Source organism: Citrobacter koseri ATCC BAA-895 (assembly GCF_000018045.1).
In the GTDB taxonomy this organism is placed as follows: domain Bacteria; phylum Pseudomonadota; class Gammaproteobacteria; order Enterobacterales; family Enterobacteriaceae; genus Citrobacter_B; species Citrobacter_B koseri.
Map to the genome: position 1 here is coordinate 3,269,799 of NC_009792.1, position 23,358 is coordinate 3,293,156.

At 37.6% G+C, this 23,358-nt stretch carries 22 protein-coding genes and 1 tRNA gene; 8 read left to right on the forward strand and 15 right to left on the reverse strand.

The window, feature by feature from the left end:
* Window positions 1-6: 6 nt before the first annotated feature.
* The 5 genes from CKO_RS15010 to hxsD are packed head-to-tail and all read right to left on the reverse strand — an operon-like array spanning window position 7 to window position 5,200.
* Entirely contained in the window at window positions 7-1,776 is a 1,770-nt protein-coding gene (locus tag CKO_RS15010) for a KAP family P-loop NTPase fold protein (protein WP_024130756.1), read from the reverse strand.
* A 32-nt stretch (window positions 1,777-1,808) separates the two neighbouring features.
* The gene (gene hxsA, locus CKO_RS22610) at window positions 1,809-2,438 is read right to left on the reverse strand and encodes a His-Xaa-Ser repeat protein HxsA (RefSeq protein WP_024130757.1); all 630 of its coding nucleotides are present in this window, start codon (window positions 2,436-2,438) and stop codon (window positions 1,809-1,811) included.
* A complete protein-coding gene (hxsC, locus tag CKO_RS15020) occupies window positions 2,435-3,547 on the reverse strand; it encodes a His-Xaa-Ser system radical SAM maturase HxsC (protein WP_012134292.1) in 1,113 nt (370 codons plus the stop codon). Before hxsC ends, hxsA begins: the two co-directional genes overlap by 4 nt.
* A complete protein-coding gene (gene hxsB / locus CKO_RS15025) occupies window positions 3,540-4,928 on the reverse strand; it encodes a His-Xaa-Ser system radical SAM maturase HxsB (RefSeq protein WP_012134293.1) in 1,389 nt (462 codons plus the stop codon). Before hxsB ends, hxsC begins: the two co-directional genes overlap by 8 nt.
* Window positions 4,928-5,200, reverse strand: coding sequence for a His-Xaa-Ser system protein HxsD (gene hxsD / locus CKO_RS15030; RefSeq protein ID WP_023302415.1), 273 nt, complete (start codon window positions 5,198-5,200; stop codon window positions 4,928-4,930). The genes hxsB and hxsD overlap by 1 nt, the downstream gene beginning before the upstream one ends.
* 804 nt (window positions 5,201-6,004) lie before the next feature.
* Here hxsD and CKO_RS23375 point away from each other — a divergent pair.
* The 6 genes from CKO_RS23375 (at window position 6,005) to bamE (ending at window position 10,977) form a co-directional block, all read left to right on the forward strand.
* Window positions 6,005-6,409: a hypothetical protein gene (locus CKO_RS23375; RefSeq protein WP_012134295.1), complete on the forward strand. Its 405-nt coding sequence runs from the start codon at window positions 6,005-6,007 to the stop codon at window positions 6,407-6,409.
* 384 nt (window positions 6,410-6,793) lie between these two features.
* Window positions 6,794-7,756, forward strand: a complete 963-nt coding sequence (locus CKO_RS15040) for a hypothetical protein (RefSeq protein ID WP_012134296.1) — start codon at window positions 6,794-6,796, stop codon at window positions 7,754-7,756.
* A gap of 190 nt (window positions 7,757-7,946) precedes the next feature.
* Window positions 7,947-8,384, forward strand: coding sequence for a hypothetical protein (locus CKO_RS15045; RefSeq protein WP_012134297.1), 438 nt, complete (start codon window positions 7,947-7,949; stop codon window positions 8,382-8,384).
* Window positions 8,353-9,594 carry a relaxase/mobilization nuclease domain-containing protein gene (locus CKO_RS15050; protein ID WP_024130759.1) on the forward strand — a complete coding sequence of 414 codons (1,242 nt, stop codon included), beginning with the start codon at window positions 8,353-8,355 and terminating at the stop codon, window positions 9,592-9,594. Before CKO_RS15045 ends, CKO_RS15050 begins: the two co-directional genes overlap by 32 nt.
* Before the next feature lie 310 nt (window positions 9,595-9,904).
* Window positions 9,905-10,573: a hypothetical protein gene (locus CKO_RS15055; RefSeq protein ID WP_012134300.1), complete on the forward strand. Its 669-nt coding sequence runs from the start codon at window positions 9,905-9,907 to the stop codon at window positions 10,571-10,573.
* 101 nt (window positions 10,574-10,674) lie between these two features.
* Window positions 10,675-10,977: an outer membrane protein assembly factor BamE domain-containing protein gene (gene bamE / locus CKO_RS15060; protein ID WP_001417601.1), complete on the forward strand. Its 303-nt coding sequence runs from the start codon at window positions 10,675-10,677 to the stop codon at window positions 10,975-10,977.
* Between the two features lie 77 nt (window positions 10,978-11,054).
* On the opposite strand, the gene CKO_RS22615 is transcribed toward bamE, so the two are convergent.
* From CKO_RS22615 to CKO_RS15100, 7 genes are all read right to left on the reverse strand, one after another.
* Entirely contained in the window at window positions 11,055-12,425 is a 1,371-nt protein-coding gene (locus tag CKO_RS22615; RefSeq protein WP_012134303.1) for a hypothetical protein, read from the reverse strand.
* 395 nt (window positions 12,426-12,820) lie between these two features.
* Window positions 12,821-13,234: a hypothetical protein gene (locus CKO_RS15075; RefSeq protein ID WP_024130760.1), complete on the reverse strand. Its 414-nt coding sequence runs from the start codon at window positions 13,232-13,234 to the stop codon at window positions 12,821-12,823.
* Between the two features lie 97 nt (window positions 13,235-13,331).
* Entirely contained in the window at window positions 13,332-13,730 is a 399-nt protein-coding gene (locus tag CKO_RS15080; protein WP_001052044.1) for a hypothetical protein, read from the reverse strand.
* Window positions 13,731-15,362 carry a DNA-binding protein gene (locus CKO_RS15085; RefSeq protein WP_012134305.1) on the reverse strand — a complete coding sequence of 544 codons (1,632 nt, stop codon included), beginning with the start codon at window positions 15,360-15,362 and terminating at the stop codon, window positions 13,731-13,733.
* Window positions 15,362-16,672 carry a tyrosine-type recombinase/integrase gene (locus tag CKO_RS15090; protein ID WP_012134306.1) on the reverse strand — a complete coding sequence of 437 codons (1,311 nt, stop codon included), beginning with the start codon at window positions 16,670-16,672 and terminating at the stop codon, window positions 15,362-15,364. The genes CKO_RS15085 and CKO_RS15090 overlap by 1 nt, the downstream gene beginning before the upstream one ends.
* Window position 16,673: 1 nt before the next feature.
* The gene (locus tag CKO_RS15095) at window positions 16,674-17,879 is read right to left on the reverse strand and encodes a tyrosine-type recombinase/integrase (protein ID WP_012134307.1); all 1,206 of its coding nucleotides are present in this window, start codon (window positions 17,877-17,879) and stop codon (window positions 16,674-16,676) included.
* 379 nt (window positions 17,880-18,258) lie between these two features.
* Window positions 18,259-18,462 carry a helix-turn-helix transcriptional regulator gene (locus CKO_RS15100; protein WP_016190490.1) on the reverse strand — a complete coding sequence of 68 codons (204 nt, stop codon included), beginning with the start codon at window positions 18,460-18,462 and terminating at the stop codon, window positions 18,259-18,261.
* Between the two features lie 423 nt (window positions 18,463-18,885).
* On the opposite strand from CKO_RS15100, the gene CKO_RS15105 reads away from it, so the two are divergent.
* Window positions 18,886-19,311 (forward strand): hypothetical protein, encoded by a 426-nt coding sequence (locus tag CKO_RS15105; RefSeq protein WP_012134309.1) that lies wholly within the window; start codon window positions 18,886-18,888, stop codon window positions 19,309-19,311.
* A gap of 244 nt (window positions 19,312-19,555) precedes the next feature.
* Here CKO_RS15105 and CKO_RS15110 read toward each other — a convergent pair whose 3' ends face one another.
* The 3 genes from CKO_RS15110 to CKO_RS15120 all read right to left on the reverse strand — a co-directional run bounded on the left by CKO_RS15110 (window position 19,556) and on the right by CKO_RS15120 (window position 22,058).
* Window positions 19,556-20,425, reverse strand: a complete 870-nt coding sequence (locus CKO_RS15110) for a DUF6387 family protein (protein WP_012134310.1) — start codon at window positions 20,423-20,425, stop codon at window positions 19,556-19,558.
* 111 nt (window positions 20,426-20,536) lie between these two features.
* Window positions 20,537-21,784 carry a tyrosine-type recombinase/integrase gene (locus CKO_RS15115; RefSeq protein WP_012134311.1) on the reverse strand — a complete coding sequence of 416 codons (1,248 nt, stop codon included), beginning with the start codon at window positions 21,782-21,784 and terminating at the stop codon, window positions 20,537-20,539.
* 189 nt (window positions 21,785-21,973) lie between these two features.
* Window positions 21,974-22,058: transfer RNA gene (locus CKO_RS15120), tRNA-Leu, on the reverse strand.
* Window positions 22,059-22,259: 201 nt separating this feature from the next.
* Here CKO_RS15120 and ahr point away from each other — a divergent pair.
* Complete coding sequence (gene ahr / locus CKO_RS15125; protein ID WP_012134312.1) at window positions 22,260-23,279, forward strand: NADPH-dependent aldehyde reductase Ahr; 1,020 nt, start codon at window positions 22,260-22,262, stop codon at window positions 23,277-23,279.
* The last annotated feature ends 79 nt before the right edge of the window (window positions 23,280-23,358 follow it).

Below are 23,358 nucleotides of genomic sequence, written 5' to 3' on the forward strand. Positions count from 1 at the left end.
CCCCCTTTATTTATTCCATGTTTTGTCTTTTATAAGCATATTCATCCAATGAGGTTGTTCATTGATACCAGCGATGAATCTTTTAAGTATTTTAGCTGCATCTATATTATTGTCAGCGATTAATATGGCTCCAGCAAAACCATCTGGCTGGCTGCTCCATTCTGTTATATTTCTAAGATGTTCAATTATCCCTTCCATTACCGGAATGAATTCTTCATTAGAAATATCTTTCAAAGCTCTCGAAGCCGCTTGTGAACTTTTTCTTTTGGTTGCTACCAAAATATTCAATGCCTCCCTTGCTTTTGGCGAAAGACCAAGAACATAATGTCCCGCAGGCATAGTCTCACGAGAAAGATATACGGCCGCACGTAAATCCTTATCACTTAACTTTGGTTCAAGCTCAAGCCATTTAAGAATAAAATCACTTGTTGTATCATCTTTCTTCCATACCGAAGGCACTGAATCAGGAAGTTCATCTAATTTTTTACTTTCTAATTCACTAATTATCTTTTTGAAATTTTTATTTGTATCGATCATGGAATAGAGTGCATTTGCGGCTTCCTCGCCAGCACAACGTTCAAATATAACAAGTTTTGTTATAACATTTTCATCAAGCGAAATCTTTCTTCTCTTAGCAATATTTGATCTCATCTTAACTATGTTGAGTAATCTTTTTACAATACGTGGATTTCCATGGATTATAGGAGATGTTGCGAAAATAGGTGCGATTCGATCAACTTGATCAAAAGCAATAGCTAACTCTATGTTTCCTTCACATTTTAGAACCTTAAGAGCATCTTCTTTCTTCATCGGATCTTCATGCCATGACTCTTGTAAAGATTTCTCTAAAGCCAGTCGTAGATCTTCAATTAAATCTTCCTCTATTCCTGCATTTACTGCATGGAGTAAAAAAAGATATGATCTAATCTCCAGAAGACCTGTTCTCGGCACTCTTATAGGTACCTGAATAAGTTTATCCAAATAATCAATATGGTGTCTTGCAGATGTACCTTTAAAGTATTCAGAAACCGAAGTTCGTATCATATCTTCATCAGCAGCAATCACGAAAGCTGTTTTTGGAAGGAATAAAAATAGCCTTATAGCTTCAAGAGTTTGAATGGCATTTTGAGGTAAACAGCGGTCTAAATTGTCTATAAATACAATCAGATTTTTATTTAAGTCTTTAAGTATACTACTATATTCTTCTCTAAATAAATTTATTTGCTGGGGAGGAGTAGCTATCTCCTTTTCTCTAATTAATCCAATCTTAGCTATTTCCTTACCTGAATCAATGGACTCTTTATAATTACCTTCATTGATGCCATTATTAAAGACATCTTTAATTGCGTTTAATCCCCGTGAAACTATCCCACCAGTTGGAATCCCATGTGCCAGTGCAATGCCTTCAATTGTTAGCCCTAAAGCTCTGACCTTATCTACGCGATTAAAGAGATTGAATGTCCTTTTAACAATATTTTCATCACCTTGAGCTGCTTCATTCAATTTTATTGCAATTACTTCTAATAAAGCAGCTCTAGCATCATCATAACCCTGATAAAGCCAAGCATCAAAGTTTACTACTAAAATATCTTCACCATCTTCTTCACTGATCTGTTTTTCTATTATTTTTAATAATGATGACTTGCCTGCCCCCCAGTTTCCAAAGATCCCAATAGACACCGGAAGCATATTATTTGACTTTAAAATATCCACAGCCAAACTTGAGACTTCTCCAAAGTTCAAATAGTCTACACTTGATTCAACATCAGACCACATACCCATTCCTTTTTAAACTTAAAATGCACTTATCACCGAGCCAGAATATTTAATGAGTTCAATAATTGAGGATCGAGTGTTTCAGTTGCAGGCGTTGGTAGTCCCTTTGCAATTCGGTAATTTTTTATAGACTGCCTTGTGGAGGGCCCCATTATGCCGTCAATATTTCCGTTGTAATAACCGTTGTCCAGCAAAGCGAATTGGACCCGCATGATTAAGCGCTTACGCTTCTCTGTACCAGAAGTCAGCCCATTACTTGCACGGTTAGCTTCTGTAGTTCCAACTGAATTCGTAGTAGTAGAATTATTGTCGTTAGAACGAAGCGAACGCACAGAAGAGGACGATGAGGAACTTGTTCCTGAACTTGAAGAACCAGATGAGCTTGGTGAGCTGTATGTTTTTGGATAATAAGGAGTGTTGCCACCATAGTACCCGCCGCCTGATGATGATCGGTGAGAACTATGGCTCCGATGGGAGCTATGACTGCGATGCCCTGCAATGTAGAATGGAACTTCGGTGTTAAGTGGTGCTATCACTAAATCATGTTCATTAAGAGTCATACCAGGCAAATCACTTGCTCCGGTAGATGAATCACTTGCCCATACAGAATTATTAAGTGCCAAAAATCCCGGAAGTAGAGCAGCAAAATTAAATTTTTTCATAAAATTGGTCTCGGTGGTTGATGAAAACGGCCTGTTGAGGAACTGAAATAACCAGCACAGGAAGACTTCTGAGTGCATTCATCACATTCTTTCGGATAGTAATTTTTCCAATCAGAGATCGACTGAGCAGCAAGCTCCCAAGCTCTTTCAGGAAGATGACACAAAGGATAATTAAAAATTGTTAGAGGTATGCCTGACCTGTGTGCAGCGTCTATGGCGGAGGTTATTTTCTCACTATAACTGCTGTGCTCAATGAAGATTGTTGACCAGTTCTTTCGTGCCCAACCGATAGATTCCAGCCCCATAAGGGAAATCTGATTAATGTTGGAGAACACTCGGCCAACGAACTCTACAATATCATCCAATTCTGTATAGTTAGCCAGTGTCGGAATAACTCTAAGTTCGATATTAATCCCTGAGTTTCCTGCATTGATTAAACCCTTAACCGTTTCATTAAATGCGCCATCACTCCCTACCAGATGATCATGCACAAGTGGTCTTGATGAGTAGAGCGGGATACCAAAGGTGATTTTGATCTTTTTGCTTCGCTTTGCCATTTCCTGAGTAAAGTTGATATCAGCAAATTTGCGTCCGTTTGTTAAAACATGCAAAGCAGTATCTGGTGAATTCTCGATGATAAAATCAATGAAGTGAAGGAAATCATCTCCATACAGCAAAGGTTCTCCACCGCTGACCCCAACAACTCCATCCAAACCAAATGAAGCTATAGCAAGAGCTGATTGGGTAAGTAGCCAGTCATCATTTGATTTCTTTGGTGGCTGCGAACAAAACAGACACAAGTTATTGCAGCGTTCCGTTACTAAGACAGTATTATGATTGGCTCTGCGGGACAGAATTACGCGTATCATATTGCCATTGTTGATTATCCCAATATCTCCATCTTCAATTGACTCATATAATTCAGTGCTAATAACAGAGAAATCAAAGCATGGTTGAATGGCATCATTATTGCCTTCAGCAACTACCAGTAAATTGGGTAAAAAGAATAAAGGGTTCATTGGTTTTTGTTTGCATAACCGATAGAACCCCGTGGGCACATTCTTTTTTGAAGCAAAATGAAAGATATCGTTCCTAATAACCTCAGACATATGCCCATCCTTTTAGCATCTCAGCCTTCGGACCACCTTCTGAGATGCAGTTCATCAGATACCTAAACATCCCCTTGTGATACTGACAAAACGTTGAACGACTCCTATCACCAACAGGCTCACCCTGTACACTTATGTTCTGGCATGGATCTGCACCGCAAAATGGTTGATATGCACATGTATCACAACCTGGCAGAGCAAAATTGAACGATGAACTCAACACTGCGTTATAGTAAGGACTCTTAGAAAATGATAGCGTTTTAACTTCACCCGCACTGAACTCCGTTTCAGGGTTCACCTTCTGCAACATACGGCTCTCATCGCTACCATATACTCGACCGTCATAATTGAAAAGAATACTGTTAAGCACGACCCCGCTTGGCGACTTTAAATCCGCATAACCACTAAAGCCGGGATTGAAGATCCTTTTCAGATGAATGGAGGCCGAATGTTCCACAACCCTTATCCCTTCATTATTCATCTTAAGGATTTCATCTATCAACGAGGCATAGAAACTGAAGTATTCCCGCATAGAAAATGTGAACGATGCTTTTTGTGCAAACCCATAGGGACTAACAGGTCGGATAAACATGTCCTTGAGGCCAAGAGACAAGTGAGCCTGGACAATTGATTCAGGATGCCTAATGAGATCTTTAGTAACTGTAGTAACCGTTGCAACGCGACCAGCGCCTAAAGACCGTTTGATAGCCTCTACCCCTGACACTGTTCTACTGTAAGCAAGCCCATGACCAAGAATTCGATTACTGTTGTGAACAACTTCCTCACCATCAAGCGAAACAGAGAACGTTATGTTCCTATCTCTCGTCCATTCAAGCATATCCTCATTCAAGACAGACAGGCTTGATGCTACAACCATCTCAAAATCGGTGCTTCCCAGCGTTTCAGCACATTGCTCATAGATAGATTGAATTAAATCGAACCGCAAGAGTGGCTCTCCACCCTGTATCTCTATCTTGTAAGGTGGTGTCGATAGTTTTTTGATAGTTGAAATGATATCAGGGATGAGAGCGGGATCTAGATCATAACCAGAGGCGTTCACGGAAGCTCTACTGACCTGACAATACTTGCAGGTATGGTCGCAACGTAATGTGGGCACAATCATGAAAATTGGCCTGACCGCCAGTTCATTCATCAATCGTTTTGCAAAAGCAGAACTTAAAGCATAGGGAGTTATAGCCGATGAGATTTCGTTAGTTATAAATAGCTTGCTTTCGAGTGCGTTTGATTGTTCCGCATTGATTTGCTCATCAGAAAGATCAAGCAGCTCTTGCTCATCAATGAAGTGATGAAAACCAGCGAGATTGCTTATAAACACCTGTCCATTAGGCAATCTGTCAAAATTGAATGGCATCAATTCCATTACGAAAGCCTTTCATCGACACTGCGAAGCACTTTATGGACAATAGAATCTCTCAACGCCCCTGTTTTATGCTGTAGTTTTTCTCGCAAAGTGTAATCATTCAGCAGCCTCTCGAATTCATAGAGGCATTCGGGACTATCGTTTTCAAAAGAGATTGTCCAGGAGGATATATCTTCACAAAGCTTCCATTGAGTAAGAGAAGTCATCCAATACAGGCTATTGCGTATAACCCATTCAGAATAAACATCTTTTTTAAACATCCTTTCGCACATTGCCATTGCCTCACAAAACTAATAATCACAATCAGCAACCGCTTTAAAGCGGATTTTTCCTATGGAAATAAGGATACACCATTTTATTAATATGTTACAGGATGTTAGCATCCGAATGGCGATTCCGAAAAATGATGCTGCTTATCCTATGATAATCAATAATGTTTTCTGATTTTCATATGCCGCTTGAACCGGCAAACAGCTAAGAAGCTAAGAAGCTAAGAAGCTAAGAAGCTAAGAAGCTAAGAAGCTAAGAAGCTAAGAAGCTAAGAAGCTAGCATGACGTTAAAACGTATTTATTTCAAAGAGTTGTTAGTGGCTCATAGTATGAGATGTATCCATTCTGTAATCACAATGCGAAAGGATTCTGTACTGACTTAATCGAAGAAGCGTGGGTCAGTAGCGTTGACACCATTGATGTCAGGGAAGCCTAAAGTCGATTTCAACCCGTTGAAAAATGGACAGTTGATGATCTGATGTGGTTAGCATAAGGGATTGGTTTCTTTATGGAAGGAAAAGTATGGCCCCTTCCTTACCAAAAACAGCTTAAACATAACCCACAAGCTAATGCTGCAACAGTATACTTATTGGCCATTAACTCCCTGATAAATATATATAATCCGTTCAAAAGATAGATTTTAGTTTACTTATGAGAAAGTTTTTCTATTGTAGTTCATCGATGAAAGCGTCGCTGTCAAAGTTAATTTTTGTTGCTTGAAATGTTGATTTGCTATTATATTTCAATTACCACTACTGATCTCAGAATGAAGTTATTAACTAATACATATAAGCGATGAGGTTTAAATGAATTATCAGCCAACAAAGAAGAGTATTGATATATTATGTTTGGTAATAATAATATTAACTATGGCTGCATTAATTATAATTGTTATAGTAAAGGACTCAAAAAACCTACCGATCCCCAAAGAACTGCTACTACTTCCACCTATCATAGCTTCACTTGGAATTATAAGATTTTACAAGAGTCAAGAAAAATTAATCGAAATTCTATTTGGTATCAGTGGCAGCTTAGCTGCTCTTTCAATGTGTATCGACTCAATATCATTTTTGCCCAACGACTTATTTGCATACTTTATGCAAAATAAAGTTGGTTATTTATCCCTTAGTATAATAGCTGCATTATTAGTTGCAAAAACCCTTATTTCTATTGCTGATTACATTACTCCTTCCTCACCTCCTCGGCCTTAAATGGAGATAACAGGAAAGGAAATAGTAATAAATAGATAAAGGGAAAAACCCCACACAATACATTTATTAATTCTCTATTTCCTTTCCAAGATTGGTCAGTTAATAACAACGTAAAAAATGAGACTAGAGCCATAACCAGAATAACAAACAATAATAGTTTTTTCATAATACACCTTTTAGATTTTAATTGTCGAATAAATAGGGGTGGTTTAATATATTTACTAAGTTATGAATAACACTTGTAATCATGATTGTCAAAAAAGATATAGAATTAAAATTATAAAATATACTTATTCGATAGACAAACAATAACTACACATTTAAAATTGTAGTTTCTTTGATGATTAAAAATATTTTTAAGCATAAGTTAAAAAAGGGATTCAAATGCGCAATAAAAATTTATACCTTATTGAAGTTATGAGAAGGAAAATATATAACTTTGATGACTACCGAGAAGAATTTAACAACAGGAAAACGTTAATATCATTAGATAGCAATTGCTGCACAGACCTTCTATGCAAGTACTGGTCAAGCAAATTCGCCAGATTGCATGGCTATGAGATGACAGCAAACTATGCCGCTTTGGAAGGAAATTCATCATCATTTGATGATGAAATAAAAAAATACATACATTATTCATATATAACCAAGGATCGACTGGTTAATTATGGATATAAATTCCAGCGTCATGAATTTACGAAAAGCTTTTTAGATGCCTTTAATCATCCATCGAAGGATATCCATAATAGTGGAATTCAATTTCTAAAAAAAATATATGAAATGAAAGATGCCAACTTGAGAAAAATCATTGAACTCTTCCTAAGTTTTGGTCCCATTTCAAAGCAACATTTGATCAATCCGTTTTTAGTTCACACTGCATTATTTTATGCTTACAGAAACAAAAGAGACATAAATAACACTCCTGCTACATTTTTAAAACAACAGCAGTATGATAGTGCAGAGCAAAAGAAAAAACTTAAAATCGCATATAACGTTTACATGGATTGTTATATTATTTTTCACACTTTGCACCTTCCATCTGAAATAAAAGAGGCGATTATAACTATGTTAGGTAGGGCAGAGCCTTACATAGCTGTCCCTTTGGCAACTTTTGATAAAGGAATGATGTTATTCGCAAAGGCCTTTTTTATCATTTACGAAGTGTTTAATAATAACTTTAACAATATTAAAAATGATCCTAAACCTAATTTCAAAAAAGATGAAATCCTGAATAAACTTTCGCAGGAAGATATAGCAGTTATACGAAAAGAATGTTATCCCGATGCTGACGATAACTGCATCAAAGAAATAGTATATGAATTATTAGTTAATAGATTAATATTCTGATTTTTAGAGCAAGGGCTAACTCATCGAAGCGCTACGCTGCTTCTTCGAGTTCCCCTTGTTTTTCCGCCCTTCGGTTGGAAAAAATTAAAAGCAAAATCAAGACACTGCATTGACATTATTCACATCTATCATATAAATAAATTAAGCATAAGGAATATGCTTTTATTTAATTATATGAAAAGGAGTTCATATGTTCGAAAGTAATACTTTTAATAAGATCGTTGTAAGTAAGCATTCCCGTAATGGAAGCGTTAACGAAGCGAAGCTCTCACACAACCAGCTTCGTTCTCATTGCATCAGTGTCAGATTAAATGATGAAGAGCTAACGCTTCTCAATGAGAAACGAGGCCGTCATCGTAAAGGCGAGTGGCTTCGCTTATCTTTACTTAATAAACTTCCTGCTGTCGTTCCAGCCATCAATTTTGAAGCCTGGAAAACCCTTGGTGAGATTTCGCAGAAGCTAAACAAGCTTGTGGCTCATCTTGATAGCAAGAGCTATGAAAGCTCTCTGACGCAAACTGAACTCTTCGCCGTAAAGCGTCAGGTCTCAGAGCTTCGCTTGCATTTAATTACCGCTGACCTGTGGAGAGCTTCCCATGAAGGGAATGCAAAAAATCCGCAGGGGTAAGAGCTTCGCTGGTGTCGTGCTTTACGCATTAAAACCAGCTTCTCATCATAGAAAAGATCCGATAGTGATTGGCGGGAACATGGATGGAAGCGCTGCTGAAGAACTGATAGTTGAATTTAATACCACAAAAGCGCTTCGCCCGGATGTTGCTAAACCCGTCTGGCACAATTCGCTTCGCTTGCCGAAAAACGAAGCGCTTACAGATGCTCAGTGGTCAGAGATTGCTGATGATTACATGTCCCGAATGGGCTTCTCTGAAACGCACCTCAGATGCTATGTCCTTCATGATGATGCGGCCGGCCAGCACATCCATATCATCGCCAGTCGCATCGAACTCAGTTCGGGGAAGCTCTACTTAGGTAAAAATGAGAACCTTATCAGCACACGTATCATAGAAGAGCTGGAGCAGGACTACCAGTTAACCAGAACCAAAGGATCGAAAGCATCTCCAGCGGCGCCCTCACCTAAACCGAAGCTCAAAAAATCTCGTAATGAGATGATGATAGAAAAGAGAACTGGTGAGCTATGCCCAAAAGCAATCATCCAAAACGCCCTTAATGAACTGCTTGGCAGCAGGCAATCTATTGTCGGCTTCGTGCAACAGCTTCTTGCTCAAAGGATCAAGGCCATCCCAAATATTGCTTTAACAGGGAAAATGAACGGCTTCTCATTCGAATACTGCGGAATTTCTTTCAAGGCATCTCAGCTTGGCAAAGGATATTCTTGGCCAGCTTTACAGGGCAAACTCGATTACCAGCCGGAACGCGATAATGGTTTCCTGTTCTCACTGATAAAATCTGTTAGTGAAGCGCCTTGTATGTTCATAACTACAGATACTCCTGAAATCACAACAAGAGAGGTTCACAGCCCTATAGAAGCACTTATCCTCGATAACCGAGCTGCTGGTCAGGACGAATACACTAACGCTTCTGTAAAGCAGTTTCACTTAGAAGATGGTGCTGGTGCTAAAGAATCGTTAAAAGAAGCCCCCGACCGAAGCTATGCAGTTTCAGCATTCAGGTGGTTGGAATACATCCCCTACCTCGATTTAATTTATCGTATGTTGAAAAACCTCAAAATACCAACCCTTAAACGCCCTCGAAAACACAAAACCATCACTGGCGTGAGAGTGGTAGAGATTATGCCTATCCCCCAAAAAAATCTCATCGAATCAGCACCTCAATCCAGAAGAGCATCGCTTTCGATGTAAGGCTGGCAAACCTTTTTTGATAAATATAGCCCAATGTATTGATCGTTTATACCGATCGATGTTCTAGTGTTGATAGTCCACACCTATCTTTAATTCATAATCGATCGGTACAAGTGATTTGCGTTTCTTACGAACTAAGTCAAAATGTCAATTTACATGAAATCATCTAACGATATGATTTAACTAGTCTATTTACTTATTCATTAGCTCAAACGCAGGGTTTGAAATGGCAACTACCATCTCAACTGTAAGCCTGGACGGTTTCATACATCACCGAATATGACTTCATCTTGAACACTAAGGAACTTGTATGAGCATCTCCGCTACAAAAAGCAGGAAGAAAGAAGCTGAAGCTGGTCTTTCTGATGATCCTCGGCAAACGGAAATCACGACACCCAATTTTGTGCTGTTTGGTGAAACTTTCACATTTATTGAGACTTTCTCTGCCACTATCATTGACTCCGATCCAGGCAATGGTCATATCTGGGTAAAAACCAACACAAGGGATGAGAAGCAGATTTCTGACTATGGTATTCCTTTCAGAAGTTCACACACTATCCATAAATACGAACTTCGCCAATATAGTGAGGATGGTTCGTATGATGCATATAAAGATGCGCTTATCGTTAATAAGCAAACGGGTGAACACGAGGTAAACTTAAAAAGAAAAACCATTATTATCCCCGCTTTTCTGACAATGCTATTTCATACTGCCTCCACAGCAGCGTATTACAGAGCAATGCCTGTTCCAAAGTTTCTCACCGTTATTTTCATTTTACTTTGTGCTGCTGCACTTATTTCATTTCTCACACTACCCTGGGGATTTAAAGACGGCTACATGTGGAGCGACCACAAATACATGTGGTTTACATATCTTTTCTCAAGAGTTGGAAGTTTTATTTGTATCAATTTGATGAAAAGAAGAAGCCAGAAATTTGAAAATGAACTTAGAAATCTTATTGAGTCAGTAAAGCGCTAAAATTTAAAAATAAAAAAGGAAAGTGTGGTATGAAAAAAATCATAATCGTAGGATTCGTTTTTCTGACCTTGGCAGGTTGTTCTTCAGTAGGCAACCAGTCATTGAAAAATGAGACGCAGGAAAGTGTGAAAACCAAAATTGTTAAAGGCAAAACTACAAAACAGGACGTGTTAGCATCGTTCGGTGAACCTGACAGCCGTTCTTTGATCGATGGTGAAGAGCAATGGTCATACACTATGTATAACAGCCAGTCCAAAGCAACCTCTTTCATCCCCGTTGTGGGACTGCTTGCAGGTGGAGCAGACTCACAAACTAAATCTCTGACAGTTTCTTTCAAAGGCGAAAAAGTCAGCACATACATCTTTAATGCTGGAACAAGCAACGTGAAGACTGGCATTTTTTAGATAAAAGACAAAACCAGCATCAAGGGAAAATTTAGCCCGCAGTTGAAACCTACGGGCTTTTTTACAAAAAACATAAATCACTTTTTAAAGAAAGTGATTATCTTTTTCAGCCTCCCCCAAACTTTACTCTTCATTTCTACAGTCTCAATATTTTCCTTTAAAGAGGATTTTATTGGCTCTGGCTCTGGCTCTGGCTCTGGCTCTGGCTCTGGCTCTGGCTCTGGCTCTGGCTCTGGCTCTGGCTCTGGCTCTGGCTCTGGCTCTGGCTCTGGCTCTGGCTCTGGCTCTGGCTCTGGCTCTGGCTCTGGCTCTGGCTCTGGCTCTGGCTCTGGCTCTGGCTCTGGCTCTGGCTCTGGCTCTGGCTCTGGCTCTGGCTCTGGCTCTGGCTCTGGCTCTGGCTCTGGCTCTGGCTCTGGCTCTGGCTCTGGCAAAGGAGAACTAAAATCTAATGAAGTTTCAATATTATATTCATGATTTTTATGGTCTATATCAGATAATGAAATGGGTTGTTCATTCAATGATGATACGGACAGATCATTTTCAATGTAATAATTACTGTCATTATATGAGCTTTCAAATTTACCCAAGAAAGCCACATATACTAATTTAAAGTGGTTTGTCTTAAATAGAAATTTATCATTTTCATCCGGCATCCCAAAAAAGAAAACCGTCAGGAATTTTTTAGCATTCCTTTTATCTTTAAGCCCCTTATAATACCTATCAGCTTCCTTCCTTTGCTTTTCATATTCTTTCCAAAACACATCTTTCTGACTTTCATTCCAGTCAGAAACATCAATTTCAAGCGTAAATGGTTTTTGGGTTTTCTTATCCCTTGCAAGGAAAGTAAGACAATGCTTTTCTGAATCTTCATGCAGACGAATATTAGACTGGATTACACCATAATAAATAGCAGGTTTGTAATAACGTATGTTGTTTTTGTAAAAAATAAGTTGGAATGTATCTTTATAAGATCGCGTGCCATATGGAGGGATTGATAGCTGTTCATAATGATTGCTATTATTTATGTAATAGTCTACGACTGGCTTAATACTTGATGAAGATACAGGATGTTCATTTCCTTTATTTTCAGTCTTGTGATTTTCATTTTTACTATTTCTGGTATTTTTAATACCACCTCTTGGTTTCACATCAATTTTTAAAAGTGATATAACCGGAGCAGGTGGCGAATTATGTTTTCTTTCGTCATTTGAAGTATGATTGTTTTTATATCTTGGATCATGAATACCACAGCCATCCTTATGTTTATCACCATATCTAAAATATGATTGATTAACATGTTTCATAGTAAAACTACAAGGTGTGGCTTTAATTTTACATAGCTCGTATGGGCATTCAAAACTCGTTGTCTTAATGTAAAAATCATCCATTCCACGGAGATCATTTCCATGAATGATTTCATCAGTCGAACTATCCTTTGCAATCGTCATATCTTGACCCTATGAAAATCTATGTCCTTCTAAGGATTCTAGCTTTTTCTTATTGACGATCCAATCAAAAAATTGTACTCCACTTACCAAAATACACTATCAAGTAGAAGTTATTAACTTAAGAGGTAGAATTAGTATTTTCCAGAAAAAATTAAATGTTTGACAGAACGATGCTGAATAATATCGCTAACCTTAGTAAGGTCAGGGGGGTGTTATACACAACTCCTCTCTATTATCGTTTGTTAAAGGTTCTGGGTATGTATGCATAGTAACAGTAAAAGCATCTAAGAGGATGCTTTTAAGCAATAATTAGATTCATGGAATTATCGATTTACGAATCTAATATTAAAATTTAGACTATAGATTAAGTAAGTTCAATGAAGACCATACAAACACTACAATCCATATCTTTTCCTTTTATCCTTTTTCGATAATTCTCTTTTTAGAGTTGAAGCCTCATATTTCCTTTTCTCATTAGCATAGACTTTCTCTGTTCGGCTACCATTACTGACTATAAAGTTAATCAATGAAGAACATACATGTTTCATACGCTCTTTGTTGATCAAATCATCATCCAGTTTATTTATATGACTATAATATGAAAGTAGCAGAAAGGTTAAAACAACCTCCCTGTTGGAGAAGGTCATTTTTTCGATACCACTTTGGTATTTGATATAAAATCCTGCACAAAAAAGATATGATTGTTCTATAATACGTTGCTCTGAGAAACCAGATCCAGCGAGTTTATCAACGAATCGATCAAGCAGAAGTAGATACCTTTCCATTAAGTTAATATTTGTTTTATCCATAATATGCATCCTTGCAATAGTGAAATTTTGTCGTCCTGACAAGAAAATAAATAGCATAATATTTTACCATGTCAATAGCTAAAACCTATCAATTCTATTAAAGGTATTTTGCAGGTAACGGATTATTAAGTTCTTCAATCGTTATTTGTTTAAGGTGAGCATTATAAAGCCATACTTTGAACTGCTCTAAATAGCGTTCATTTAATGCCTTCAAAGCTTCATTTTCTGCTTCAAGTCTTCTAATTCGTTGAGAAGCCACTTTTAAATTAGCAGGTTTTACAGTGTGTATTGCACCAGATTTGATAGTGGCTTTTTTCACACTGAAGCTTTCTGCAATCCTTACATGACTACTTAAGGATTGTCTTGATGGTCTTTTCCCAATAATCCTTACTAACCTGTCGCACAAAGCATCCCAGGTTAGTTTTTCATCTATAGACCATGTGTTAATAACATCAACAATCTTCTTCTCATGATAACCATTTATATGCTTAGCCATTTATTCTCCTTTTTTTATTCTCTTATGGAATTCATACCATCTATCAGCATTTATGTTCCCATCATTTTTATCATACAGTGTTCTTTTTAAAATTTTATCGTGAATGTTTGAAATCGTTTCGTTATCTAAACCAGAATTATCAATCGGATAATGTTCACACGGCTTAAACGCATATGAGTGCTTGCAGTAGCCATATTTTGATACAAGTACTGCACCACTACTAAGTGAATCAAACTCATTAAGATCCACTACTGGAATATCCTTTATTCTGTGCTCATTAATACACACTGATAATTTTTGTTCTCTTATTACTTTAGACATTTGAAGATGCGATCTGTGGTCATAAGAAACATTTTGAGAAATAAGCTTACGTCCAGACCAGCGAGCAATACTAAATTCATCCATACCATTTATTTGAGCAAATGTGTTGAGAAGATGCCTCAGTTGATGTGTTCTTAGCAAATATGGGCTACCATCTTCATTTACATAACCATGTCTTTTAAAGATATTAAAATTTCCTTTTATATAATCAGAATCAACAATGTCAGTTTTAAAAAAACTCATTGTAGGTCTGAATAACTTATCTAACATTTTCTTTTTGTTTTGATTTAACTGTCCTTCAGTTAACAAGCAAAGCGCATTAGAATATTCAATTTTCTTCTCTCTATCATACCAAGGGAAATCATGAGGTATATTCTCTTTTAGGGTTACCATCGTTGAATTAGATTGATTTTTTTTAAATTCAGCAGCCAATAACCTCGCTTGACTTGATAATTCTTTTAATCTGCTAATAGCCCTTTTAGCTATAGGTATCATTAAAGTTGGAATCCATTTTATATTACCTTCATATCCTTTTGCTGAAAAAAATCTCAATCCGTATCTTTGAATACCCTTACCATCACATTCTGTAATTTCACAATCCGCTGGCAAAGCTAAAATTTCTGATATCCTACTTGGTGCGCACATAAGTAAAGCAAGCACAGATGTAGTAAATATATCTCTTGAAGATAATTGTTCATCCCGCTTTGAAAAAATCTCAGCAATTGCAATAACTGATTTGATATCAGGCAATCTAGGATGGCCTTCAAGTGAAGAATCATAACCAGTCCAAGACTGAGTAATCCTATACCTAATTGGATTTACCCAAAATAAATAAGATGAGTTAGTCATCCTATTATCACTTAAAAATGAACTCAATTTCTCAAGTTCTTTCCCAATAGCAAATGCATGTGCTTTAGAATACTTTTCAGAGGCTATTCTTATGCATTCATCAAAAACTGAATTGTTGCAATAGCTTACATTAGCTTCCATATTGATTTTCAGTAAAACGAATTCTACAATCTTCAACATTGATAATGTTGAGTGTTTCGTCTTAGATTTATTGAATGAATGCACATGCAACATATATGCTTTAGCGAAATTAATAAAATTATCATCTAAGCGTTCCTTGCTGCTTAGGTTGTTTTTTAAGTTAAACTTAGTAAATCTATATAAACCTTTCCATTTATTGCTTTCCCAAGAAGTTGTTGAATTATTATTAGAAATGGTATCCTTACAAACCTCGATGAACTTAATAACATTGTCGTGTGGGTTGTTTTTATTACTTGGTTCAAAAATAAATATATTATTCATTATGCTCTCCAGGGGTTTAATTTTTTACAAGATAAACATTTAAATTCCTCTTTCGTATCTTCTAATAATAAAAATGAATCTAAAACATACTTGATAAAAAAGTTCTTGTTTTCTTCAATCTCTACGCCCATAAGTATATTAGATAAGGGGTTAAAAAATGCACTTAGTTTCTTATCAATATCATAAACACTGTCGGGATTATTTTTTATATAAATCATAGAAGAGTTTGCTGATTTATGATCTAACGCTTTAGCAATCACCTCAATTGAGGCTCCTTCATTAGCCAGTCGACTTCCTAATGTATATCTGAATCTTCTGGCATTAAGCTCTATATAGCTGTTAGTCCTTTCTGATCTAACATCGAATTTTGAAGGAAAGCGTTTTAATAGCTTTGACATGACTGAGTTTTTCATATGGAAAAAATCTGTTGTTAAATCAGATAGAAAACCCTCAATCCTTTTTATTTCCGTAATCTTGTCTAAATCCATGAAGATTGGCAATTCGCCTCTATAGTTATTAATCCCAACACTGAATTTATCTTCTACAAACACCTGATTTTCATTAATTAGCATTGATAAGCTGTCATATAAGAACTTTTCTATCATTACCATGTTAAATTCATTTCTGAATGATTTCCTTTGTTTTACTTTTGGTACATTTAAAAAGTACCCTTTCTCATTTTTAATGAGATCCTTAGCTTTTAGAGAGATTAATTGTAATGGCCTTCTTCCTGTTATTGCCAACAGAAGAATATAACAATATAAGAAGCGTTGAATTTTCTTCTCAAGATAAAGTTTGCTAACAGATTTAAGGATGTAATTTAGTTCCGTTTCAGTTAAAGGTCCTTTATTTGGATCTCGTCTTTTAACTGCCTCTCCTGTTTGGTTTGGAATGATTTTTATTTTCTCCAACATTCTAAGGGCAGTCGCTTCTACTCCAGGGTAATTGAGTTTTTTCCATTTAGTGATGAAGGCCTTAACTATGTTTAGCATGTAGTTTCTCGCTGAACCTAAATGAACATTCAATTGATATATGGCTTTGTCATCAATAGTATCGATAGTCATCGCACCAAACCACTTATAAAATAAATTGTTAATGCTTTTAATATAGAAAGAACTATATTCAGACGCATAGTAAGCCAATGTTTTTAAGTAGCTAAGTTTCATGTTTGTAGGCATTCTATCTACAACTTTATGAGGGTATACACAGTTTTCTTTATCCAGTTGCCATTTCTTATCTGACAGTTTGAAACTATACCCATTCATCTTAGCAAAATATATTTGCTCACTTTCAATACATTTGATTTCCATACTAAACCTCACTAATCATTTTACTTACTGATTTATAGACCTTTAGAATGACATCTTTCTCTTGTTGGGATATATATTTTAAATTATATCTATCACACATAATTGACTCCTTTGACCAACCCATTAGATAATTCCTTAAATCTTTTCTTCTACTATATTCTAATTCAGCGCCTTCTATTCCTTTAGAGTACATGTAATTCCAAGAGTGCCTTAGCCTATGACCTGAAAGATTATATAGCTCTGGACTTGCTCGTTTCAGTGTTGATATCACCTTCTCATAAGCTGAAATGCTTAAGGGTTCTCCTGCGTTTTTTCCTGTGCAATGAGCCACAAATAAGAAATTATGTTTTTTCCTTTTTGTCATTTTTTCCCTGCTATTGCTTATGTAATCAAAAATTTCACTGGCTAACTCATCAGATAACGGAATAACCCTTTCGCCTGTCTTTACTAACGGTTGATAAGATCTTCCATCCTCTTTTGAATCATGTCTTCTGACCACACTTAGAGTGTTGTCTCTGAGATCAAAATCATCTATTTTAAGATTGAGCAACTCTCCAGCCCTTAAACCTAAATTTAAGAGCAAAGTAAATATTAGTCTGTTCCTGACCTGTACTTCCTTATGGAAAGGGTTTGCAACCCCACCAATTTCCAATAGACGGAAAAGTACTTTGATCTCTTCTTCATTTAACGATTTTTCAGATATTTCATTCATATTCAATGAACTGTTTCTTGGAATATGTGCTCTGATACTTTCAATAAATAATTCTACTTCATACTTTGCATGAATCCCTTTTGACGAATGAACTAATCCACATAACCACTTAAGATAGCGTGAAAAAACGTATATTCTATAACTAAAGGTTCTCTTCGCAATAAATCTATAATTTGCTGATTTTATATTTATAATTTTCTGTCTGTCGAATCTTTGTTTCGCATATCTTACCAGTTCATCTATTTCCGCAACGCAGAGATATTTTTTAAGCTCAATTCTCTCAACTATATTAATTCCCCTACCATCCAAGAAATTACTGAAAATTAGTAAGTTAGTTGCAACTATTTCCATCGTTGAGGCCGTTGCGCCTCTATTTCTTATGTCTGTAGTAAGAAATAGATTTTGGTAGTAAGCTGGTAGATTACTTTTTTTATCAAGGATCAGGCATCCTCGCTCCCCACTACTCATGATGAATTTCTTTACTTTATATCCCATTTTCACCTCAAATTTTACAAATTAATATCACTCTCACTTATTAAATATATTCCAATTCAAAATAATTCAAATTTTTTACAATTAATCTTGTCTATTTGGTATATAAATTAATGGCTTGAAAATTTTATTTGACGTCAAATAAACAGGTACGGCTAGTTAATAGTATCCATACCCGATATTAAGAAAACTATCTCTAAGTCTTATAGCAAAAGCTCTGCCAGAAAAAAGGTAAAGAATTACGTCAAATATATTCATTTTTTCAGATGCAAACTTTACAAAGCCTCTTTTTTTTTACCCACTACGTAAACTCATAAGATCTGTAAATTTCTTTTTTTTAATACATTATCAATAGTTAAAAAGCGATGAAGCAGCATTTCTGTTAAGCGACATGCTTTCTTGAATTTTCGATAATTAATTGAATCCATTCATCGATTTCGCTTTCGACAAAAGCGGTAGCACGAACACCGATCTTTACTGGCTGTGGGAACCGATTTTGGCTGATAAGACGATAGATCCACGCTTTACCAAATCCAGTTTTCTTCATGACTTCTGGTAAACGGATGAGACGAGCTTGATTTTCCATATGTATGTCCTCTGTTGTTTCTACAGGGATACAGTACAAATGAATTTCGAATGGATGAAGCGAGATTGCGAACACCAGAGCCATCCCTGGTTCGAAACTATGAGTCTCTGGAGATTCATATCACTCAGAATCTGAGAGTTTCATAACATCCGAAACCCTCACATCAATAGGCTACAGGTAGAAAACAGTTCCTTCATGCACCTAAATTTTCACAAGATCGAAAGCCTTTACTCACTAGATTTGAGCTTAGAGAAGATAACTATCTGTTCAATTGCGTATTAAGGTAGCCTCTAATTATATATTTTTCATCAATAAGCAGTTAACTTGAAAAATTTATTTTTATAATAAAAACCTTCTAAATTCTATTGCATAATAGCTTTTACATGTTATTTTATTATAACAATAATTCTTAAGGACCCAAAAATGATTAATATTAAAGAGAACATTGACCACATTAGAGTGTATTATTATAGTAATGAGCATCTTTTCAAAAGTGAATTAATCAAACTTGATAGTTATGAATTCTATGATAAATACCTATGTAATCTAACACCAAGAGAACATCTTGATTTCTTACAATTTCTAATTGATGATATAAGTGAGCGAAAAACGATAATACCAGATGAAACAACCTCTTTAATTAGTTATATGCTCGGCAAAGAAATTTTAACAAAACAGGAAGATAATTCATTTGCTATATCTGAAAATATATTCACAGAAAACTATCAAGATCTGACAAAAAAATTCATTACATTAAATAACATACACACGGCTAAAAGAGAAAAAAATATAATCGAATCCAAAATTTATAACAGAAAATTTCTAAGCAAAACTAAAAAGAGGCTATAGATTAGCCTCTTTACTGTCAGATTTTTCCTGACATTACATCAATTATGTGCTGTATATATTGTCTAATCTGGCATTCTTCATTTCTTCCCAAAATGGGAAACGTTCTGCTTTTATATTATAGCACAATCATATTTTTGAAAAATTGTCATATTTCGCATAATCGTTACCACATTTTAAATAATAATAAACCTATATTTTCAGAAAACTCTTTCTTAAAATATATTTATCAACCATTGCAATATAATCAATCAGTATCTGACAGTTTCATAACATCCGAAACCCTCATTTCTTTAACATGCTGATTTTTATTAATAAAAAAGTTAAATTGTCTCAAAAAATCAATTTCTACAGTTTTCATTGCGAAAGGCCGATCAGCATCTCTTATATGATATCCTTGGCGAATCGCCTTATCATCATCTTCATCCGTGTATAGCAATCGAGATAATCTGTCGTCTGACAGAAGTACTTTTTTTCTTTCTGACCATGCGAGCAAATCAAGCATAGGGATAATTCGATAGCTAATTAATTTTTTTATTGCCCCATAACCAAATCTGACTGCATCAAGTGGTGCAGGTTTAACGCCTTTTACTTTTCGCCATTGTGGTAATGATACTCGCAGGGCCTCAGCTATCTCATCATCGCTTCCACCCGCAAGATCGATTTCTAACATAATCGTAGTAGGAAACTGTTCAGGAATTTTTTCGGAAATATATTCATTTTCAATAGTGGAATCAATTTTATATTGTTCTGTATTTGCTCTAATGAATAAAGCCTTTCTCATACAATCAAAACTGATATTTGCTATTCGATCAACAGTAGTAATAAAAAAGTATGGGGGTTGATATAATTTATTTTCGGCATCCATATAATTTAAGTGCTTCCCTTTGATAAGAAAAGGATCACCATCCAATATCTGCATATAATTTTTCAATACTGTTTTCTGCATTCCTTCTTCTATTACTGGTTTGAAAAAATAGGTTCTCGCCCATATTTCATGGTAAAGCATATTAATAGAAATGTTTTCAAACTTTCGATATTTGTCCAAATCAAACCACGTTTTCACTGCTTTGGTGTCATCTGATGTCCAACTATTCATTTTTACCCAAGATTTCATTAATGCCACTCCGTTGTAAAAAGTTTTACTTCGTAATAGCACATAAATTGCAAATAAAAAAATGGCGTCTCAATTGGTTATTGAATACGCCATTTTACTTATAAAAATCAGTTAGTTATGAAAATCAAAAGGTGCAATTCTTCTCTTAGTTGTTTCATCAAGATAATCAGCCCACCACTGCAACATCAACCTACGCTCGTCCAAATGCTCAGCTTTATGAATGTATGCGGCACGAACGGAGTTCCGCTCCTGATGGCTCATCTGCCTCTCAACAGCATCTCTCGACCACTTTCCTGACTCGATCAAAGCACTACAAGCCATCGCTCTAAAACCATGCCCACATACCTCAACGGTTGTGTCATAACCCATCGACCTGAGCGCCTTGTTCACTGTGTTTTCGCTCATAGGTTTTCTGAAATCATGATCGCCAATGAATACAAGGTCGAATTCGCCGCTGATTTCTCTGATGGCTTTTAGAAGTTCTAAAGCCTGACGACTTAACGGCACGAGGTGTGGGGTCTTCATTTTTGAACCTCGATGGGAATGTTTGACTCCTGGCAATGGCTCGCGTTCTCCAGGGATAGTCCACATCGCATTTTCAAAGTCGATCTCCGACCATCTTGCGAATCGGAGTTCACTGGAACGGATAAAAATGAGCAATGTCAGCTTTACGGCTAACTTCGTGAGTTTCCTACCTTTGAAGTTATCAATTCGTTCTAAGAGTTCTGAAAATCGTTCGAATGGCAAAGCTGGCCTGTGGATTCTTTTGGCTACAGCAATAGCTCCTGCCATCTCCTGAGCAGGGTTGTAATCTATCAGCCCGTTCTGGACAGCATATCGCATTACTGCCGTCGTCCTTTGCTGTAGTCGGGAAGCAACTTCCAGTCGGCCGGAAGCTTCAACAGCCTTGATAGGGGCAAGAAGATCTCTGGTATTAAGCTCGGATATTTTTCTTTTACCAATAGTAGTAAAGAGACCATCTTCCATGCTTTTTAGAACTCTCTCGCTGTGGGAATCAGACCATTTCCTTTTACAGGCAGTATGCCAGTCCCTTGCGACAGCCTCGAATGTCAGGGCTTCACTTTGCTCGATCTTGTCGGCTTTTTTCTTCTCAGAAGGATCAATACCAACAGATACCAACTTTTTGGCCTCATCTCGTTTCCTGCGAGCTTCACCAAGAGAGACCATTGGATAAACACCCAATGCTAAAACTTTCTGTTTGCCATCGAAACGGTATTGAAGTCGCCAGTATTTTGAACCATTGGGGTTGATCAGCAGGTGCATACCCTGCCCATCTGTGAGTTTGAAAGGTTTGTCGGAGGGCTTGGTAGTCCTAACTTTGATATCGGTGAGAGCCATCAGTTGATACCTCCAGTGTTGGTACCAAAATCAATCGAACCGGGAATACCATCAGTTATACCATCATCGGTTGGTATATGTTCAAGGAATTGAGTAGACGTGAACAGACTAAGCCAAGTCAGAAACTCGCTTAACTTACTGTTTTTGTGGACTAAAGTAGACGTTAGTAGACTTGAAAAAAGCTTTTTATGGTGCCGAAGGCCGGACTCGAACCGGCACGTATTTCTACGGTTGATTTTGAATCAACTGCGTCTACCGATTTCGCCACTTCGGCACTGAAGAGGTATGCGGAAAACGTTGTGGATTATACCTGTCACACGCCACCATGCAAGCGGTAGCATATGCCCGGCTCGCTAAGTGTTGAAAAAATCAGCACAACCCCACGGCTGGCACCTCCTTAACCCCTCCTTCTGCGAAGCGACTCCGTTTCCCATGCTCTACACTTCCAGTTCAACACCACACTGAGGGAAACACGATGTCTATTATAAAAAGCTATGCCGCAAAAGAGGCGGGCAGCGAACTTGAACTCTATGAATATGATGCGGGTGAACTCAAGCCGGAAGATGTTGAGGTACAGGTAGATTACTGCGGTATCTGCCACTCCGATCTGTCGATGATCGACAACGAATGGGGCTTTTCTCAGTATCCGCTGGTTGCCGGGCATGAGGTGATTGGCCGCGTCGTGGCACTCGGCAGCGCCGCGCAGGATAAAGGTCTGAAGGTAGGTCAACGCGTCGGGATTGGCTGGACGGCGCGCAGTTGCGGGCACTGCGATGCCTGTATCAGCGGCAATCAGATTAACTGTCTGGAAGGATCGGTGCCAACCATCCTCAATCGCGGCGGCTTTGCCGAGAAGCTGCGAGCAGACTGGCAATGGGTGATCCCGCTTCCAGAAAGCATCGATATTGAATCCGCAGGCCCTCTGCTGTGCGGCGGCATCACCGTCTTCAAACCGCTGCTGATGCACCACGTTACCGCCACCAGTCGCGTTGGGGTGATCGGTATCGGCGGCCTCGGCCATATCGCCATTAAGCTGCTACACGCGATGGGCTGCGAGGTTACCGCATTCAGCTCCAGCCCGGCCAAAGAACAGGAAGTGCTGGCGATGGGCGCCGATAAAGTGGTCAACAGCCGCGATCCAGAGGCGTTGAAAGCGCTGGCAGGTCAATTTGATCTCATCATCAACACCGTCAATGTCGATCTCGACTGGCAGCCTTACTTCGAAGCGCTGGCCTATGGCGGCAACTTCCACACCGTTGGCGCGGTGCTGAAGCCGCTACCGGTTCCGGCGTTTACCCTGATTGCAGGCGATCGCAGCATCTCCGGTTCGGCAACCGGTACGCCGTATGAACTGCGCAAGTTGATGAAATTTGCCGGGCGCAGCAAGGTCTCGCCGACGACCGAGCTGTTCCCGATGTCGCAAATCAACGAGGCCATCCAGCACGTTCGTGACGGTAAAGCTCGCTACCGTGTGGTACTGCAAGCCGACTTTTGATTGCCTTCACCGGGCGGCATTCGCTGCCCGGTTTTGCTCCCCCTTTTGGAATTCTTCACGCAATCTCCGCAATTTAGCG